We start from the raw sequence: 16,098 nt of genomic DNA on the forward strand, positions 1-16,098 counted from the left end.
TGATGACCCCGCAAGAGGCAAGCCGCACCGCCGAGAAAATCTGTCGTCTGGCGCCGGTCATTCCGGTTCTGGTGGTTGACCAAGTCGCCCATGCCGTCCCGCTGGCGCGGGCGTTGGTCGCCGGTGGGCTGCCCGCCCTTGAGGTGACATTGCGCACCGACGCCGCGTTGGAGGTGATCGCCGAGATGGCAGGCGTCGATGGTGGTGCAGTGGGCGCTGGAACGCTTTTGTCTTCGCAGGATATTGAAAATGCAAAGAAAGCGGGCGCGACTTTTGGTGTCTCGCCCGGCGCGACCGACCGCCTGCTGGACGCGTGCGAAGCCAACGACCTGCCGCTTCTGCCCGGTGCGGCCTCGGCGTCGGAAGCGATGCGTCTTCTGGAGCGTGGCTACACCGTGCAGAAATTCTTTCCGGCCGAAGCCGCCGGAGGGGCGCCGTTTCTGAAATCGCTCGCCTCGCCCCTGCCTCGGATCCGGTTCTGTCCCACGGGTGGCGTCAGCCTGAAAAACGCGACGGAATACCTGTCCCTGCCCAACACGCTTTGTGTGGGCGGGTCATGGGTGGCCCCCGGCGATCTGGTCAATTCGGGCGACTGGGCAGGCATCACACGGCTTGCGACCCAGGCCGCGCAACTTGGGCGCTGACCTCGTGACGCCCGACCCGCGACGGACGCGGTTGCGCTAGAGCCATTTCAGAAGCCTGAAGATCGCAATTTCGACGACCAAAAGCACCGCGACCGCCCCGCTGAACAGCCAGAAGGCATTGTCGTTATCGACCCCCGGCATGCCGCCGACATTGATCCCCATAAGCCCGGTCAGGAAGGACAAGGGCAGGAAGATCGCCGACACCACGGCCAGCACGTAAAGCGTGCGGTTGGTCTTTTCCGCAAGCTCGTTGACGATGTCATCCTTGATCACCAGGGCGCGTTCCTTAACCTGGTCCAGCTCTTCCACATAGCCGATCACCTGATCGGTCGTTTCGCGCAGGCTGGTGCGCCAACTGTCGCCTGCCCAGGCTGGCGGGTCTGCCAGCAACTCGCCCATCGCGGCGCGTTGCGGGGCAAGATAGCGCCGCAGGATCACCGATTTCTGACGGATATCGGCGACGGCGCGGCGTGTCTCTGACGCCTCGCGGTCGCCCAGATTGCTTTCGATATCGTCGATCTGGTCTTCAATATCGTCGATCGCCGGGCCGATCCGTTCGTTGACGCGCGCGATCAGACGGACATAGGTTTCGGCAATGGTCGCAGGCCCGGTGCCGTGATCGACCAGCGCCGCCAGAATATCGCGCACGCTTTGCAGACGCTGATCGCGCAGCGTGATGACCCGCATCCCGTCCGACCAGATACGCAGGGCGACCATGTCCTCGGACCTTTGACCGGGGTTCAGATTGGTGCCACGGATCACCGTGGTCAGTCCGGTCTTGCCGTGAAAGACGCGGGGGCGGGTTTCTTCGGCCAACAGCGCCTCGGCCGTGGCGGGGGACAGACTGCTTTTGTGGCGCACCCAGGTCTGCGCCCGCGTGCTGGCGCGGTCCAGATGCACCCAGATCGGGCCATCCGGGGCACGCCATCTTTCGACGGCCTGCCAATCGGCGAATGCGCCGCGCCCGTCGCCGGTCAGGGTGATGGCAAAGACCAGCCCGTCATCTTCGGGCGCTTCGGTGGCGAGAAGTTCGTATTCGCTCATTGTTGGTGCCCTCTTTGCCGCGCGGGGTCAGATGATCTCATCTTCGTCGAACAGCGGATCATCCTCAAGCTGGGTGGAAAGGGCGGTCATCTTGTCGTCGGCCTCTTTGCCGTTTTCGACGCGGGCGACGTGAAACAATGCGTCGCCTTCATTCACGATGGGCATGACCGCGCGCCCCACAATGATGCCGGGCAAGGTGGCGATCACCTCGGCCTCGACCTCGCCGAACGGGTCCGAGACGACGGCCAGCACATCGCCCTGCCGCACCGTGTCGCCTTCGGATTTATAGGTGCGCAGAAGCCCGCCCTGCCCGGCCCGGATCCAGCGGCTGGTGGTGCAGAACACCGGATCGGCCTTGGCCCGGGACACGCCCCGGCGGCTGATCATGCCTTTGTCCTGAAGCACCCGCAGAATGCCCATCACGCCAGCGCGCACCGACATTTCATCAAACCGCAACGCCTCGCCCGCTTCGTAAAGCAACACGTCGACGCCGATCTCATGTGCCGCCCCCCGCAACGAGCCATCGCGCAACGGCGAACGCAAGACCACCGGCGCACCAAACAGCCGGGCCAGACGGCGGGTTTCGGTATTCCCGGGAGAGATGCGGATCTGTGGCAGATTGGTGCGATGCGCTGCAGCCGAGTGCAGGTCGATCCCCAGATCGCAGCGCGACACCACCTTGCGCAGGAAAATATCCGCCAGCCGCGAGGCCAGCGACCCGGCGTCAGACCCCGGGAAGCTGCGGTTCAGGTCGCGCCGATCCGGCAGGTATCTGGACCGGATCAGAAACCCGGGTGCGTTCACGATGGGGATGCAGATCAGTGTGCCACGCAGGGTTTGCAGGTTCCTTATGGTCAGAAGGCGGCGCACGATCTCGACCCCGATCACCTCGTCGCCATGGATGCCTGCGCTGACAAACACCGTCGGGCCGGGCTTGCGCCCGTGGATGACATGGGCCGACATCGTGACCGGTGTGTGATCGGACAAGACGCTGACCGGCAGGTCGATGGTCTGACGGCTGCCCGGTGCGACATCGACACCACCCAGCCGGAACGCAGCACGCCGCGTCACTAGCCCTTGCCCTTGGTCCGGGTCGAGCCGCGCTTGATGTCTTTTTCCAGAAACTCGATGATCTTGCCCGCCACGTCGATCCCGGTGGCTTTCTCGACCCCTTCCAGACCGGGGGTGGAGTTCACCTCCATCACCACCGCACCATGATTGGCGCGCAGCATATCGACACCGCAGACATTCAGGCCCATCGACTTGGCCGCCCGTACCGCGGTTGATCGTTCCTCGGGCGAAATCTTGATTGGCTCGGCGCTGCCGCCCCGGTGCAGGTTCGACCGGAAATCATCGGCAGCCCCCGTGCGTTTCATCGCGGCAATCACCCGTCCGCCGACCACCAGTGCACGAATGTCGGTGCCGCCGGCTTCCTTGATGAACTCCTGCACCAGAATGTTGACCTTGGCGCCGCGAAACGCCTCGATCACCGATTTGGCCGATCGGTTGGTGTCGGCCAGCACCACACCGATGCCTTGCGTGCCCTCAAGCAGTTTCACCACCAACGGCGCGCCCCCGGCCAGTTTCAGCACCTCGTCCGTCTGTTTCGGATCATGCGCGAAGGTGGTGACCGGCAGTCCGATCCCATCCCGCGCCAAAAGCTGCATCGAGCGCAGCTTGTCCCGCGACCGGCCGATGGCGACGGATTCGTTCAGGGGATAGACGCCCATCATCTCGAACTGGCGTAGAACGGCCAGACCATAGAACGTCACGGACGCCCCGATGCGCGGGATCACCGCATCGTAGTGGCGCAGTTTTTCCCCGTTGTAATACACTTCGGGCCGACGCGAGGCGATGTTCATGTAACACCTGAGCGTGTCGATGATGTCCAGCTTGTGTCCCCGTTCTTCCGCAGCCTCTTTCAGACGCTGGTGGGAATACAAGCCCGCATTGCGGGCCAACATGGCAATTCTCATTCAACTTCTCCTGTGCGCGGGTTGGGGTCGGGGGGCGGGTTGTGTCGTGATCGGCTGACCGGGCCGTGGCAGAACGGGTGCTCCGGCCAGATAGGACCGGCGCGGGTCCACCAGCAGACGGTGCCTGCGGATCGCGCTACGGCCAAGGATAACATCAAACTCCATCTTTTCGCGATTGGCCAGCGAAACGTCGATCAGCCAATGCCGCTTGCCGATCACCAGAGTGGTGCGCACGACCAGTCGCCGCTCCGGCACGCCGCCGGTGTTCTTGATGTCGCGTTCTTCAAGCACGGGGGCGGACAGGCGGCGGGTCGTGCGGCGGTTTTTCAACGGGACCATGAATTCGACCCAAGGCGCGCCATCGCGTTCAAAAAGGGTCTGGTCCACCGCGTGAAGCGCCGTGGTCCGCGCGCCCGTGTCCACCTTGGCCGGCAGATCGAGTATGCCGAAATCCGGCAGGGCAATATGTTCGCGCCAGCCGATGATCTGAGGTGGCCTGGAGGGGGGTGATTTGGTCATGCGTGTCGTCCGAGTTTTACGTGTGCCGGTTCATTGAACATTCCCGAACTTGGCACGCCTTTCCACAAAAAAACGGACGACACGCCAATCCGCACCGGGACCGACCGGAACACTCGCTCGGATGGCCCTCAGCCCAGCACGTCAGATACGGCACGTGTTGTGGCGGCGATCACCGTATCGGCCTCGTCCCGGGTCAGGCAGAAAGGGGGCGCAAAGCCCAGAATGTCGCCTTGTGGCATGGCGCGGGCGATCACCTTGCTTTGCTCAAGCAATTTGGCCGAGACCTGCGGCCCGATCTTGTCGGTTGCATCAAAGAAGGCGCGGCTATCGCGATCCTTCACGAACTCGATGGCGCAGAGCATCCCCTCGCCCCGGATATCGCCCACATGAGGATGGTCTGACAGGGCGTCTTTCATCCCTTGCTGCAAATACGCGCCGACCTCTCCCGCGTTCTCGACAAGGTTCAAATCCTCAATCAGCTTCAGGTTCGCCACCCCTGCCGCCGCGCCGATGGGATGGGCCGAATAGGTCCAGCCATGACCGATGGGGCCATTTTCATCGGTGCCCTGCTCCAACACCTTCCAAACCCTATCGGATACGATGGACCCGGACAGTGGCGCATAGGCGGATGTCAGACCCTTGGCGATGGTGATGAAATCGGGCGTCATCCCGTAGTGATCCGAGCCAAACATACTGCCCAGCCGTCCAAACCCGGTCACGACCTCATCCGCGATCAGCAGAATGTCGTGCTTTCTCAAAACGGCCTGAATGGCGGCCCAGTAGCCTTCCGGCGGGGGCACGATCCCGCCCGTGCCCAAAACCGGCTCGCCGATGAACCCCGCGATTGTGTCAGCCCCTTCGCGGTCGATCAACGCCTCAAGCTCGGCGACGCAATGGGCCACGAACTCCGCCTCGCTCTGATTCAGATCATTTCGGCGGAAGTAATATGGGGCCTCGGTGTGAATGACCTGCGCCAGCGGCAGGTCGAACTTTTTGTGAAACAGTTCAAGCCCGGTCAGCGACCCGGTGACAAGCCCCGAGCCGTGATAGCCACGCCAGCGCGAGATGATCTTTTTCTTCTCGGGCCGCCCAAGGATGTTGTTGTAATACCACAGCAATTTCACGTTGGTCTCATTTGCATCCGAGCCACCCAGCCCGAAATAGACCTTGGACATATTGGCAGGCGCGCGGTCGAGGATCATCTTGGACAAGGTGATCGACGCCTCGGTGCCGTGCCCGACATAGGAGTGGTAATAGGCCAGCTCGCGCGCCTGATCGGCAATGGCCTCGGCGATCTCGGGACGGCCATAGCCGACATTCACACAGTAAAGCCCTGCAAAAGCGTCCAGCAGCTTGTTGCCATCACGATCCTCGATATGCACGCCCGATGCGGTGCGGATGACACGGGTCGGGCTTTCGCCGCGCGCGTGTTGGGCCAGATGGGTCGAGGGGTGGAAGAAGTTTTCGCGATCCCACTGGTCGAGTTGGTTATTGTGAAGCATGGCTTACCTCAATCGTTCGGGCGGGCGGGCGCGCCGCCGGGTTCAAAGACGATAGGAGCTTTTGCGCATGGACCCTTGGCGTTTTGCGGCTTCGGGTCGGGCGGGTCGGCTCCGCTCAGCCCCAGCAGCAGCGCGCAATGCCTTTATTGCTTGGGTCTTGTCCCGGATAACGCATGACGAACGTGAAATCCAGCCTGCTCAGCCCACGACATCGCCAATCACGGCAACACAATCCCCGGATTTGATCAGGCCCGGATGATGGCGGCTGATCAGGATCCCGCCCCGGCGGGCGTGATAGTCCACCGGCACCTGCCCGGTTCGGTCCACCGGCCAGCGCCGCGCCACCACATCGCCCTTGCGAACCGGATCGCCAAGATCGACCAACGCCTCGTACAGCCCTTCACCTTCACTGAACAGGAAACAGTCATCATCCGGCATGGTCAGCGTCACGGTGTCGTCGATCTGCATTTCGGCATCAAGGATCCCCGCATGGATCAACACGTTGCGCGCACCCTTCTTGGCAATCGCGTTCGACCGCGCGGTGGAGGTGCCGCCCCCGCCCAGCTCGGTCGTGACCAGCACCTTGCCCATCTCTTCGACCGCGGTGTCATACATGCCCACATTGTCGATCTCGCGCATCCGGACCGAATAGGGCGCGTTGAAGGCCCGCATGGCCCGCACGCAAGCAGCCTCCAGCGACTTGTCGTCCAGAATATGCACTGCCGCGAAGGGCAGGAAATCCAGCGTCTTGCCGCCGGAATGGAAATCGACCGCGATATCGGCCATGGGCAGCAGCACGCGCTGGAAATAGTCGGCAATCTTCTCGGTCGGGGTGCCGTCCGGGCGGCCGGGGAAGGATCGGTTCATGTTGCCCTTGTCGATAGGCGATGTCCGGGTGCCCGCGCGGAAGGCGGGATAATTGAAGGCGGGCACGATGATGACGCGACCGGTAATGTCCTCGGGCTTCAACGTCACCGTCAGTTCCTGCAACGCAATCGGCCCTTCATATTCATCCCCATGATTGGCCCCGGTCAGAAGCGCGGTGGGTCCGGGACCGTTCTGAATGACCGTGATCGGGATCATGACCGACCCCCAGGCGCTGTCATCGCGGCTGTAGGGCAGCCTGAGGAATCCGTGATGCGCGCCGTCCTGATCCAGCGGAATGGTGGGCGTAATCGGGGTCTTGATCATGGCTCAATCCTTCACGAACATCTTGCGTGGCACATCGGACAGACATTCCGGGCCATCCATACCGATGCGTATGCTTTCGGTGATCTCAAACCCCCAATCCTCCATCCACAGGCCGGTCATGAAGTGGAAGGTCATGTTTTTTTCAAGCACCGTCTTGTCGCCGGGGCGCAGCGACATGGTGCGCTCGCCCCAATCGGGCGGATAGGACAGACCGATAGGATAGCCGGTGCGGTTGTCCTTCTCGATCCCGTATTTTCTTAGCACATCAAAGAAGGCCAGCGCGATATCTTCGCAGGTATTGCCCGCGCGGGCCTTGTCCAATCCCGCGTCCATCCCTTCCAATACCGCCTTTTCGGCGTCCAGAAAAGTCTGGGTGGGTTTGCCCAGGAACACCGTGCGTGACAGTGGGCAGTGATAGCGGTGGACGACGCCCGCAATCTCGAAAAACGTGCCTTCGCCCGTTTTCATCGGCTGGTCGTCCCATGTCAGATGCGGCGCGGCGGCATCCGCGCCCGAGGGCAACAGCGGCACGATGGCCGGATAATCTCCACCATACCCAAGCGTATTGTCGTAACGCAGGCCGGCGTCATAGATCTCGGCCACCAGATCGCATTTGCGCAGGCCGGGATTCACCTTGTCAAAAATACGCTGGTGCATCTTGCCGACGATCTGCCCGGCCTGCCGCATATAGGTAAGTTCGGCCTCGGATTTCACGGCACGTTGCCAGTTCACCAAGGCGGTGGCGTCGATGAACTGTGCGTCTGGCAGATGGGACTGCAGCGACGCAAAGGCGGCCGCCGTGAACCAGTAATTGTCCATCTCGACCCCGATCCGACCCTTGTCCAGCCCGCGATCCGCCAGTTGCGCGGACAGGTAATCCATCGGGTGGCGTTCGTTGGATTGAACATAATGATCGGGATAGCCAATGATACGGTCTGGCGTCATGTAACAGGTCCGCAGCGCCCCCGCCGCATCCTGCCCGCGCCCGAACCATGTCGGCGTGCCGTCCGTCGTGACAATGACGCATTGGTGCACATAGAACGACCACCCGTCATAGCCGGTCAGCCAATTCATGTTCGACGGATCTGTGACGATCAACAGATCAAGCTCACGCCGCGCCATCTCGCGCCGCGTCTTTTCCAGGCGATCCGCATATTCATCCCGCGTGAACCAGAGCTTCGCTGCGTCCATCCTGTTCCTCCACCCTGCAAGACACGACATCACAATTCAGCCTAGCTGACGCAAGGATGTGATTCTTGGCAAGAGTTGTGATAGGCGCGCGCCTGGGTCGGGGTGTCGGTGTGCCTACCACCGACCCCACAGGCTGCGCCACAACAGGCTGCCCCGGCGGGAAAACTCCGATTGCCCCAATGTCCCGTCCACGGCCGAACGAGGGGATTTCTGCGCCTGACGCAAGATCGCGCGGCTTCGCCATGCGCTGCGCAAGGCGGCGTTGCCATCCTTGCCCAGCACAGTATATGCGTGGTCAATCGCGGCCAACCCGGCTTCGGACAGTTCGCGGATCGTGCCGTCATCAGGCACGACATGCCCCCGCCCTGCCGCTTTCAACGCGGGTTGGGACATCAGCCAGTTGGCAATCCCCGCCGCCTCGCCCAGATCGGTCAGCGCCTGATCCCGGGCATGGTCGCCTTCAAAATCGGTAAGCCCCGTGGCCTGCCCGGCTGCCAGCATCAACGCCCCCGCGCTGTCACGCAGATAGGTGCGGATCTGCCCGGCGTCGCGACGCGGCGCGCCCTGCGCATCCCGCTCGCGCGCGTCCAGCATGGTCAACAAGGGCGCCGCCCGCAGATCGCCCCAGATCACCAGTTGCGACAGCGGAGTCGCGACATCATGTTTCGGAGCCTCGCGTCCATCGGTTGCCGCCTCGATCACATCGCGCCAGAATTGCAGGCGGATCATCGCGACCATCGGTTCCTGAGACATGAACGGCGCACGCGCAATCTCCAGGTTGAACGCATAAAGCGGGAACAGCCGTTTGCGTTCCTCCACAGCGCCGGTCATGGTCGCCAGAAACCGGTCCGGATCGCCCTTCTGCACCATCTCGGCGCAAGCGGCGATGGGGTCGCGCGGGTTCAGCTCGATCATGCCGGGCGCGCCCCGTCACGCAGCAGTTTCCATGTGATCGCGTCAAGCAGCGCCTGAAACGAGGCATCGACGATGTTGGGGCTGACGCCAACGGTCGACCAGCGGTGGCCGTCGCGGTCTTCGCTGTCGATGATCACGCGGGTCTGCGCTTCGGTTCCGCCCTGGGTGATGCGCACCTTGAAGTCGACCAGATGCAGATCGTCGATGATGTCCTGATAGGGGCCAAGATCCTTCGCCAGCGCCTTGGCCAGCGCATTCACCGGGCCGCGATCGGTGCCGCTAGCGTCCATGCTTTCGGACACGGACAGTTTCTTTTCGTTGCCGATTTTCACGACCACGATGGCTTCCGACAGGCTGACGGTCTGGTTGCGTTTGTTCTTGCGCCGCTCGACCGTGACTTTGTAGCGTTTGACCTCGAAAAACTGCGGCAACTGCCCCAGCACGTCCCGCGCGACCAGCTCGAACGAGGCTTGCGCGCTATCATAGGCATAGCCCTGATCCTCGCGTTCCTTCACCCGGTTCAGGATGTCACCAAGACGCGGGTCGCCCTTGGCAACCTTGATGCCTGCATCCGCCAACCGCGCGCGCAGGTTCGACTGCCCCGCCTGGTTCGACATCGGCACGATGCGTGTGTTGCCCACGGTTTCGGGCGGGATGTGTTCATAGGTGGTCGGGTCTTTCAGAATGGCGCTGGCATGCAGCCCCGCCTTATGCGCAAAGGCCGACGAACCAACGAAGGGCGAGGCCTTGTTGGGCACCCGGTTCAGGATATCATCTAGCTGGCGTGACAGGCGCGTGAGCCCCTTCAGGGCCTTGTGACTGATCCCTGTTTCGAACCGGCTAGCATAGGGTTCCTTCAACATAAGCAGGGGGATCAACGTGGTCAGGTTCGCATTGCCACAGCGTTCGCCCAGCCCATTGAGTGTGCCCTGCACCTGCCGGGCGCCCGCGTCGATGGCGGCCAGAGAACAGGCCACCGCGTTGCCCGTGTCGTCATGGGTATGAATGCCGAGACGGTCGCCAGGAATGCCTGCTGCGATCACGGCTTTGGTAATCTGGTGCACCTCGTGCGGCAACGTGCCGCCATTGGTATCGCAGAGCACAATCCAGCGGGCACCGGCGTCATACGCGGCTTTCACGCACTCCAACGCATAGTCCGGGTTGGCCTTGTAGCCATCAAAGAAATGTTCCGCATCATACAGCGCCTCGCGCTCTTCCTTGACCAGATGCGCGACCGAGGCGCGGATGTTTTCCACGTTCTCATCCAATTTGATCCCCAGCGCGGTGGTGACGTGGAAATCGTGGCTTTTGCCGACCAGACAGACCGCAGGCGTGCCCGCGTTCATCACGCCCGCCAGCACATCGTCGTTCTCGGCCGAGCGCCCGGCCCGTTTGGTCATGCCAAAGGCCGTGAAGGTTGCGCGCGTCTTGGGAGCGGTGGCGAAAAAGTCGCTGTCGGTGGGGTTCGCGCCCGGCCAGCCGCCTTCGATATAGTCGATGCCGAGCGTGTCGAGGGCCTTGGCGATCTGCTGCTTTTCGGTGAGCGAGAATTGGACGCCTTGGGTTTGTTGGCCATCGCGGAGGGTGGTGTCGTAGAGGTAGAGGCGTTCGGTCATTGGTTTGCCCCCTTGCCCGTGGCACTTGCGGCACGGACAGCGCCTGATGCCGATTCACACACCGGGCCGCTTGCGGCCCGGTTCGCCCCCGACCCGCCCCCCAGGGCGGGGGCGAAAACGCCCCCACCCTCGGGTCGTTGGCGAACCTGTGTTTTGCTTTGAAGTGAAGGCATCACAAGCCCTCCAGCTTGGCGGGATCGAAGTCTATTTCCGGTCGCAAATCAACGTGGTCCTTGGACATACGAACGCTGACATTTGCCAATGACAGAATGTGCTTCATTCGGTCTACTTCCGAAAAATCTTTGCTTTTCATAGCCCTTTGTCGGGCATCATGAAGCTTCTGAGCAATCCGTCTTAAGCTATCAACACCATTGCGATAGGTTGAGACTCGAGCTGAAAGAGCTTCTTCCGAGAAAAACCCAAGAAAAATCAGATTTCGCGCCAGAGCGTTCGCATCATCCGAACCATTCATTTTCTTGAGGCATTCCAGTGCAGCATGTGTATTCAGATCATCCGCCAATGCGTCAATGATTGCCTGCTCTGGCCTGAGTTTCATTGCGTCATCCACATCGCCGTACTGAGCGATCAACTCAACAAAGCCGTGAAGCCTGTTCTCAGCGTCTACTGCTTTCTCTTCCGTCCAGTCCATCGGCTTGCGGTAATGCGTGCCGAGGAACACGAAGCGGATCACCTCGCCCGGCACACCTTGTTCCAGCAAATCATGCACGGTGAAGAAATTGCCCAGCGACTTGGACATTTTCTTGCCCTCGACCTGCAACATCTCGTTGTGCAGCCAATAGTTCGCGAACCCCGCGTCCGGGTGCGCGCATTTCGACTGGGCGATCTCGTTTTCATGGTGCGGGAATTGCAAATCGTTGCCGCCGCCATGGATGTCGAAGGTTGCGCCCAGCAATTCATGGCTCATCGCCGAGCATTCGATATGCCAGCCCGGACGCCCCCGACCCCACGGGCTGTCCCAGCCGGGCAGATCATCGGTGGACGGCTTCCACAGCACGAAATCCATCGGGTTCTTCTTGTAGGGCGCGACCTCGACCCGGGCGCCCGCAATCATGTCATCGACAGACCGGCCGGACAGGCGACCATACTCCTTGTAGCTTTCGACCGCGAACAGCACATGGCCCTCGGCCTCATACGCGTGGCCCTTAGCGATCAGATCTTCGATCATCGCGACCATTGGCTCGATGAACTCGGTCGCGCGGGGCATTTCATCGGGGTCCAGAGCGCCCAAGGCGCGCATGTCGTTCAGATACCAGCCGATGGTCTCATCCGAGCGTTGATGAACCAGTTCTTCCAGCGTGCCCCCGGCGCCCGCCTCTTTGCGGGCCAGCGCGGTCGCGTTGATCTTGTCATCCACATCGGTGAAATTGCGCACATAGGTCACATGATCCGCGCCATAGACGTGCCGCAACAAACGATAGAGCACATCGAACACCACCACGGGCCGCGCATTGCCCAGATGGGCGCGGTCATAGACTGTCGGCCCGCAGACATACATGCGGACGTTTTCGGGGTCGATCGGCTCAAAGGGCCGTTTCTTCCGTTGCATTGTGTCGTGGAGTTGAATCTTGACTTCCATTTGGTCCTCGTGCGTCCCCGCAAGCGTTATCCCGCGGCGGGCTTAGCAAGTTCCTGACATGTATGGAATAGAAGAACGGCCCGCCTGACGATGTCAGTGGGTAATGCAGCAGATAATGGTGATGCTTTTCCGTTTCATGTCGCGAAGGCTATCACCCTTCCCCCTGCCTGCCAAGCGCGTTATCGTGACCCCATGACACGTGACGCGGTGAACGAAATATGCAAAGCCCTGCCCGGTGCGGAATGGTCCGAGCCATTTGGACCCGGCCATGACGTCTGGAAAGTGGGCGATAAGATTTTTGCGGCCATGGGTGCGCAGACCGAAGGGGTTTCAGTCAAGACGCCAGACGTGGAAACCGCCGCGATGCTGATCGAGGCTGGTGTTGGCACCAAGGCGCCTTATTTCCATCGGTCATGGGTGCTGTTGCCCTTCGATGCGGGGCAGGACGAACTGACCCACCGCATTCACCGGTCCTATGCGCTGATCCGGGCCAGTCTGACAAAAAAGGCGCAAGCGGCGCTGGCGCCCTTTGATCCCGATATCTAAGCCATCGCCGCGTTGGTTTTCACAGCCAATTCGCCCTTGGTCCACATCTGAACAACCTTATAGAGGATCGGCAGGATGATCAGCGTCGCGGCCACCAGGCTGGCCCCTGCCACGATCCGAAGGATGTCGCTGCCATTGACCACGGCCCCCAGTTGCATGAGGCTTCCAAATGCGGCCAGGGGGAAGGTCAACGCGCCCCAAAGCGGGCTGAATCCCGCCTTCAGCAGCCACCGGATACGGCCAATCAGAATGCTCAGGATCACGATGGCGGTGACGCTGAACACCAGCGCCAGTTCGGTTTCGTCCAGCAGATAAGCCCCGGTGCCCAAGACGCTGGCCGGGGCCAGATGGATTGCCAGAAGCGGACGAAGCGGCGGTGGAATGCGGGTGCGCAGAAACTGGGCGGCGCTGGCGCCCCAGATGATCGCGGCGGCAAAGAAACCGCCCCAGAAGCCCGCTTCGGCAAATCCCACCCATCCCAGCGGCACGGCAGCCAGCGGGATCAGCACGAAGCCTGCGAACAGCAGGTGCCAAACCGGGGTCACGATCCGCGCCTCAACGGGGCCGGTGATCAGCATGTGGATGACACGCAGGGCCAGCAACACATGCGCCGCAAAGGTCAGAAGCAGGATCGCCCCCGCCAGAACCAGCGAAAACGGTTCAACCGTCGCAGACAGAAGATACCCGCTCAGAACCATCGCAGCCAGCCCTGCGCGGCCGGGCAGCACCCTGAGATCTTCGATGAACGTGCCAGAGCGCTGCATGAATTTCATGGCATAAGCCGCAAGGCTGAAGAGATAAAGAAGCGTCACCGCCCCCAGGATCAACTCACCGATGGCACCGGGCGCGGAGAACGTATCTGTCGCGCGCCGCCAGGCCAGACCCAAGCCGAACACGCCCATGATCGGGGTGAAAACGGCAGGGGGCATCCGCTGGAACATCCGGGTTTTCGGCGGGATGGGCGGCGGCGGCGGGAAATACGGGGCTTTGGCCATCGGCGGGATCCTTGAAATGCAATCGCTGAACACAACGACGCCCATTTAACCCGTGTGGCCACACAAAAAAAGACCTCGATCGCGTCCGGATTGCCGCAGGCCGGGTCTGTCGTCGCGCGGCGCCTCTAAACCAGTGTTTCCTTGCGAGCGGCGCGCAGATTGTCTGCCAGCGCGGCGCGCAACAGTGTCGCCTCGGACCCCACCCCAAGAAAAGTCACGCCAAGATCGGTGTAATACCGGAAATCGGCATGGTCATAGTGAAGAATACCCGCGGCCTTTCCGGCGGCGCGGATGCGGGCGACGCTGTGGGCAATCGCCGATTTCACCTCGGGATGGCCCGGGTTGCCGCGGTGCCCCATATCGGCCGACAGATCCGCGGGTCCGATAAAGACACAATCAACCCCATCGGTGTTTGCAATCTCGTCGATATTTTCAACCGCAAGGCGGGTTTCGGCCTGCACGATCAGGCACACTTCGTCATTGGCGTTGGTCAGATACTCATCCATCTGCCCAAATCGTGCCGCACGGGCGACCCCTGCCCCCATGCCACGCCGCCCCTCTGGCGCATAGCGGGTGGCGGCAACGATGCGTTCTGCTTGCGCCCCTGTGTCCACCAGAGGCACCAAAAGGCTTTGCGCCCCAAGATCCATCACCTGTTTGATCACCCAATCCTCGCCCACGGGCACCCGCACGATGGGCGAGAGATCGAACTGCCCCAATACCCGAAGCTGCGTCTGGATCATGGTCGGATCGAAAGGGGCATGTTCACCGTCGATCAGCGCCCAGTCATAACCGGTGCCCCCAACAAGTTCGGTTGCAGAGGGGCTTGCCAGGTTCAGCCAAAGCCCGATCTGCATTTCTTCCGCAGCCAAAGCGCGTTTCAGCCGGTTTTCTGGTGCTTTCATACCGCCCCGCAAATTATTTAACACGTGAACAGGCACAGCCTAGCCACCCCTGCCTCCGCGATCAAGCACATGGGGCGTGGTTCGGTCGCGCTTCGTTAACAGTACTCGTTCACGATTATTACAGATAATCAGACCGTTGCAGACCGTATTTCGCCATCTTCTCGTTCAGGGTTCGGCGCGGCAGGCACAACTCGTCCATCACCCCGACGATCGAGCCCTTGTGGCGGCGCATCGTGTTGTCGATCAGCATCCGTTCGAACGCTTCTACGTATTCCTTCAAAGGCTTGCCCTCGGTCGTCATGACCGGCTGCACCTCGTCATGGTCCGACATCAGAAGCGACGAGATCGTGCCGGTGCCGCGCCGCGACTGCAACACGGCGCGTTCGGCAATGTTGATCAACTGTCGGATATTGCCGGGCCACGGCGCTTGCAGAAGCTGGGCGGCTTCCTGCGCGCTGACCGTCGGGGCGGCGCAGCCGTATTCATCGGCAAACTGGTCGGCAAAGCCGGTGAACAGCATCAGGATATCCTCACCGCGTTGGCGCAGGGGTGGCAGGGTGATCTTCATCGCAGCCAGGCGATAGAACAGATCGGGCCGCAAGCAATCTTCGCAGGTCTTGCCCTGCTCTTGCAGGTTGCAGATCGCCACGACGCGGGTTTCGGCGGGCGTGCCCTGATCGTTCATCCATGTCAGCAAGCGGGCCTGAAGCCCCATCGGCAACGCCTCGATGTCCTCAAGCACCAGCGTGCCGCCGCGGGCTTCTTCGACCAGCGGCTGGGGGCCGCCCTCTTCCATCGGGCCAAACAGGCGGCGCGTCAGGTCGTCTTCGTCTTGCCCTGCGCAGGTTGCGACGACGAATTTCTTGCCCGCCTTCGCCCCGACCGCATGCAGCGCATGGGCGACCAATGTCTTGCCGGTGCCTGTCTCGCCTTCGATCAGCACGTGACCCTCGGACTGACCGATGTCCAGAATATCCTCGCGCAACCGCGACATGACAGGCGAGGCGCCAATCAGCTTTTTCATGATGGTCGACCCGTCCGAGAGTTCACGGCGCAGCGCGCGCGCATCCATGGCAAGACGTCGCTTATGCGTCGCCTTCTTCGCCAGACTGGTCAACTGATCGGGGTTGAACGGTTTTTCAAGGAAATCGAATGCCCCGACCCGCATCGCCTCGACTGCCATGGGCACATCGCCATGGCCGGTGATCATGATCACGGGAAGTGAGCTGTCGATGCTCATCAGTTTCTTCAAAAACCCCATGCCGTCGATCCCGGGCATCTTGATGTCCGAAATGATGACCCCGGGGTAATCCTGCCCGATCACCTTCAGGGCATCCTCGGCCGAGGGGTAGGTTTCCGTCTCGAACCCCGACAGGGACAACCATTGCGAGATGGATTGTCGCATGTCCTGTTCGTCGTCGACGATCGCGATTTTCATTGCCTGCGCCATCGCAGCC

General features: G+C 61.6%; 15 protein-coding genes. 2 read left to right on the forward strand and 13 right to left on the reverse strand.

Annotated elements, in window-relative coordinates:
* Positions 1 to 2 precede the first annotated feature (2 nt).
* Positions 3 to 644 carry a bifunctional 4-hydroxy-2-oxoglutarate aldolase/2-dehydro-3-deoxy-phosphogluconate aldolase gene (eda, locus tag IE188_RS00585; protein WP_191284538.1) on the forward strand — a complete coding sequence of 214 codons (642 nt, stop codon included), beginning with the start codon at positions 3 to 5 and terminating at the stop codon, positions 642 to 644.
* Positions 645 to 680: 36 nt separating this feature from the next.
* Here eda and IE188_RS00590 read toward each other — a convergent pair whose 3' ends face one another.
* From IE188_RS00590 to cysS, 10 genes are all read right to left on the reverse strand, one after another.
* Complete coding sequence (locus tag IE188_RS00590) at positions 681 to 1,688, reverse strand: zinc transporter ZntB (RefSeq protein ID WP_191284539.1); 1,008 nt, start codon at positions 1,686 to 1,688, stop codon at positions 681 to 683.
* A 27-nt stretch (positions 1,689 to 1,715) separates the two neighbouring features.
* On the reverse strand, positions 1,716 to 2,759 hold the full coding sequence (locus IE188_RS00595) for a succinylglutamate desuccinylase/aspartoacylase family protein (protein ID WP_191284540.1): 1,044 nt from the start codon (positions 2,757 to 2,759) through the stop codon (positions 1,716 to 1,718).
* Positions 2,759 to 3,664 carry a 30S ribosomal protein S6--L-glutamate ligase gene (gene rimK, locus IE188_RS00600; RefSeq protein ID WP_191284541.1) on the reverse strand — a complete coding sequence of 302 codons (906 nt, stop codon included), beginning with the start codon at positions 3,662 to 3,664 and terminating at the stop codon, positions 2,759 to 2,761. Before rimK ends, IE188_RS00595 begins: the two co-directional genes overlap by 1 nt.
* Entirely contained in the window at positions 3,665 to 4,183 is a 519-nt protein-coding gene (locus IE188_RS00605; protein ID WP_191284542.1) for an ATP-dependent zinc protease family protein, read from the reverse strand. It lies immediately after the preceding gene.
* Between the two features lie 128 nt (positions 4,184 to 4,311).
* Positions 4,312 to 5,685 (reverse strand): aspartate aminotransferase family protein, encoded by a 1,374-nt coding sequence (locus tag IE188_RS00610; RefSeq protein WP_191284543.1) that lies wholly within the window; start codon positions 5,683 to 5,685, stop codon positions 4,312 to 4,314.
* A 198-nt stretch (positions 5,686 to 5,883) separates the two neighbouring features.
* The gene (doeB, locus tag IE188_RS00615) at positions 5,884 to 6,876 is read right to left on the reverse strand and encodes a N(2)-acetyl-L-2,4-diaminobutanoate deacetylase DoeB (RefSeq protein ID WP_191284544.1); all 993 of its coding nucleotides are present in this window, start codon (positions 6,874 to 6,876) and stop codon (positions 5,884 to 5,886) included.
* Between the two features lie 3 nt (positions 6,877 to 6,879).
* Positions 6,880 to 8,067, reverse strand: a complete 1,188-nt coding sequence (gene doeA, locus IE188_RS00620) for an ectoine hydrolase DoeA (protein ID WP_191284545.1) — start codon at positions 8,065 to 8,067, stop codon at positions 6,880 to 6,882.
* 114 nt (positions 8,068 to 8,181) lie between these two features.
* A complete protein-coding gene (locus IE188_RS00625; protein ID WP_191284546.1) occupies positions 8,182 to 8,982 on the reverse strand; it encodes a squalene/phytoene synthase family protein in 801 nt (266 codons plus the stop codon).
* Positions 8,979 to 10,598 carry a citramalate synthase gene (gene cimA / locus IE188_RS00630; protein ID WP_191284547.1) on the reverse strand — a complete coding sequence of 540 codons (1,620 nt, stop codon included), beginning with the start codon at positions 10,596 to 10,598 and terminating at the stop codon, positions 8,979 to 8,981. Before cimA ends, IE188_RS00625 begins: the two co-directional genes overlap by 4 nt.
* Before the next feature lie 172 nt (positions 10,599 to 10,770).
* Positions 10,771 to 12,195, reverse strand: a complete 1,425-nt coding sequence (cysS, locus tag IE188_RS00635; protein ID WP_191284548.1) for a cysteine--tRNA ligase — start codon at positions 12,193 to 12,195, stop codon at positions 10,771 to 10,773.
* A 192-nt stretch (positions 12,196 to 12,387) separates the two neighbouring features.
* Between cysS and IE188_RS00640 the strand changes: the two genes are divergently transcribed.
* Positions 12,388 to 12,741, forward strand: coding sequence for an MmcQ/YjbR family DNA-binding protein (locus IE188_RS00640; RefSeq protein ID WP_191284549.1), 354 nt, complete (start codon positions 12,388 to 12,390; stop codon positions 12,739 to 12,741).
* On the opposite strand, the gene IE188_RS00645 is transcribed toward IE188_RS00640, so the two are convergent.
* The 3 genes from IE188_RS00645 to IE188_RS00655 form a co-directional block, all read right to left on the reverse strand.
* Positions 12,738 to 13,736: a TDT family transporter gene (locus IE188_RS00645; protein ID WP_191284550.1), complete on the reverse strand. Its 999-nt coding sequence runs from the start codon at positions 13,734 to 13,736 to the stop codon at positions 12,738 to 12,740. The two genes, IE188_RS00640 and IE188_RS00645, sit on opposite strands and share 4 nt — an antisense overlap.
* Before the next feature lie 125 nt (positions 13,737 to 13,861).
* Positions 13,862 to 14,641, reverse strand: coding sequence for an HpcH/HpaI aldolase family protein (locus IE188_RS00650; protein ID WP_191284551.1), 780 nt, complete (start codon positions 14,639 to 14,641; stop codon positions 13,862 to 13,864).
* A gap of 118 nt (positions 14,642 to 14,759) precedes the next feature.
* Entirely contained in the window at positions 14,760 to 16,091 is a 1,332-nt protein-coding gene (locus tag IE188_RS00655) for a sigma-54-dependent transcriptional regulator (protein ID WP_191284552.1), read from the reverse strand.
* Positions 16,092 to 16,098 lie beyond the last annotated feature (7 nt).

Source organism: Aliiroseovarius zhejiangensis, from assembly GCF_014656375.1.
Taxonomy (GTDB): Bacteria; Pseudomonadota; Alphaproteobacteria; order Rhodobacterales; family Rhodobacteraceae; genus Aliiroseovarius; species Aliiroseovarius zhejiangensis.

Excerpts from the sequence above, each read along its gene's own strand:
- IE188_RS00625 (WP_191284546.1), bottom strand. The coding sequence starts at position 8,982 with ATGATCGAGCTGAACCCGCGCGACCCCATCGCCGCTTGCGCCGAGATG.
- doeA (WP_191284545.1), bottom strand. The coding sequence starts at position 8,067 with ATGGACGCAGCGAAGCTCTGGTTCACGCGGGATGAATATGCGGATCGC.
- IE188_RS00605 (WP_191284542.1), bottom strand. The coding sequence starts at position 4,183 with ATGACCAAATCACCCCCCTCCAGGCCACCTCAGATCATCGGCTGGCGC.
- IE188_RS00655 (WP_191284552.1), bottom strand. The coding sequence starts at position 16,091 with ATGGCGCAGGCAATGAAAATCGCGATCGTCGACGACGAACAGGACATG.
- IE188_RS00590 (WP_191284539.1), bottom strand. The coding sequence starts at position 1,688 with ATGAGCGAATACGAACTTCTCGCCACCGAAGCGCCCGAAGATGACGGG.
- cimA (WP_191284547.1), bottom strand. The coding sequence starts at position 10,598 with ATGACCGAACGCCTCTACCTCTACGACACCACCCTCCGCGATGGCCAA.
- IE188_RS00650 (WP_191284551.1), bottom strand. The coding sequence starts at position 14,641 with ATGAAAGCACCAGAAAACCGGCTGAAACGCGCTTTGGCTGCGGAAGAA.
- IE188_RS00640 (WP_191284549.1), top strand. The coding sequence starts at position 12,388 with ATGACACGTGACGCGGTGAACGAAATATGCAAAGCCCTGCCCGGTGCG.
- doeB (WP_191284544.1), bottom strand. The coding sequence starts at position 6,876 with ATGATCAAGACCCCGATTACGCCCACCATTCCGCTGGATCAGGACGGC.
- IE188_RS00610 (WP_191284543.1), bottom strand. The coding sequence starts at position 5,685 with ATGCTTCACAATAACCAACTCGACCAGTGGGATCGCGAAAACTTCTTC.
- rimK (WP_191284541.1), bottom strand. The coding sequence starts at position 3,664 with ATGAGAATTGCCATGTTGGCCCGCAATGCGGGCTTGTATTCCCACCAG.
- eda (WP_191284538.1), top strand. The coding sequence starts at position 3 with ATGACCCCGCAAGAGGCAAGCCGCACCGCCGAGAAAATCTGTCGTCTG.
- cysS (WP_191284548.1), bottom strand. The coding sequence starts at position 12,195 with ATGGAAGTCAAGATTCAACTCCACGACACAATGCAACGGAAGAAACGG.
- IE188_RS00645 (WP_191284550.1), bottom strand. The coding sequence starts at position 13,736 with ATGGCCAAAGCCCCGTATTTCCCGCCGCCGCCGCCCATCCCGCCGAAA.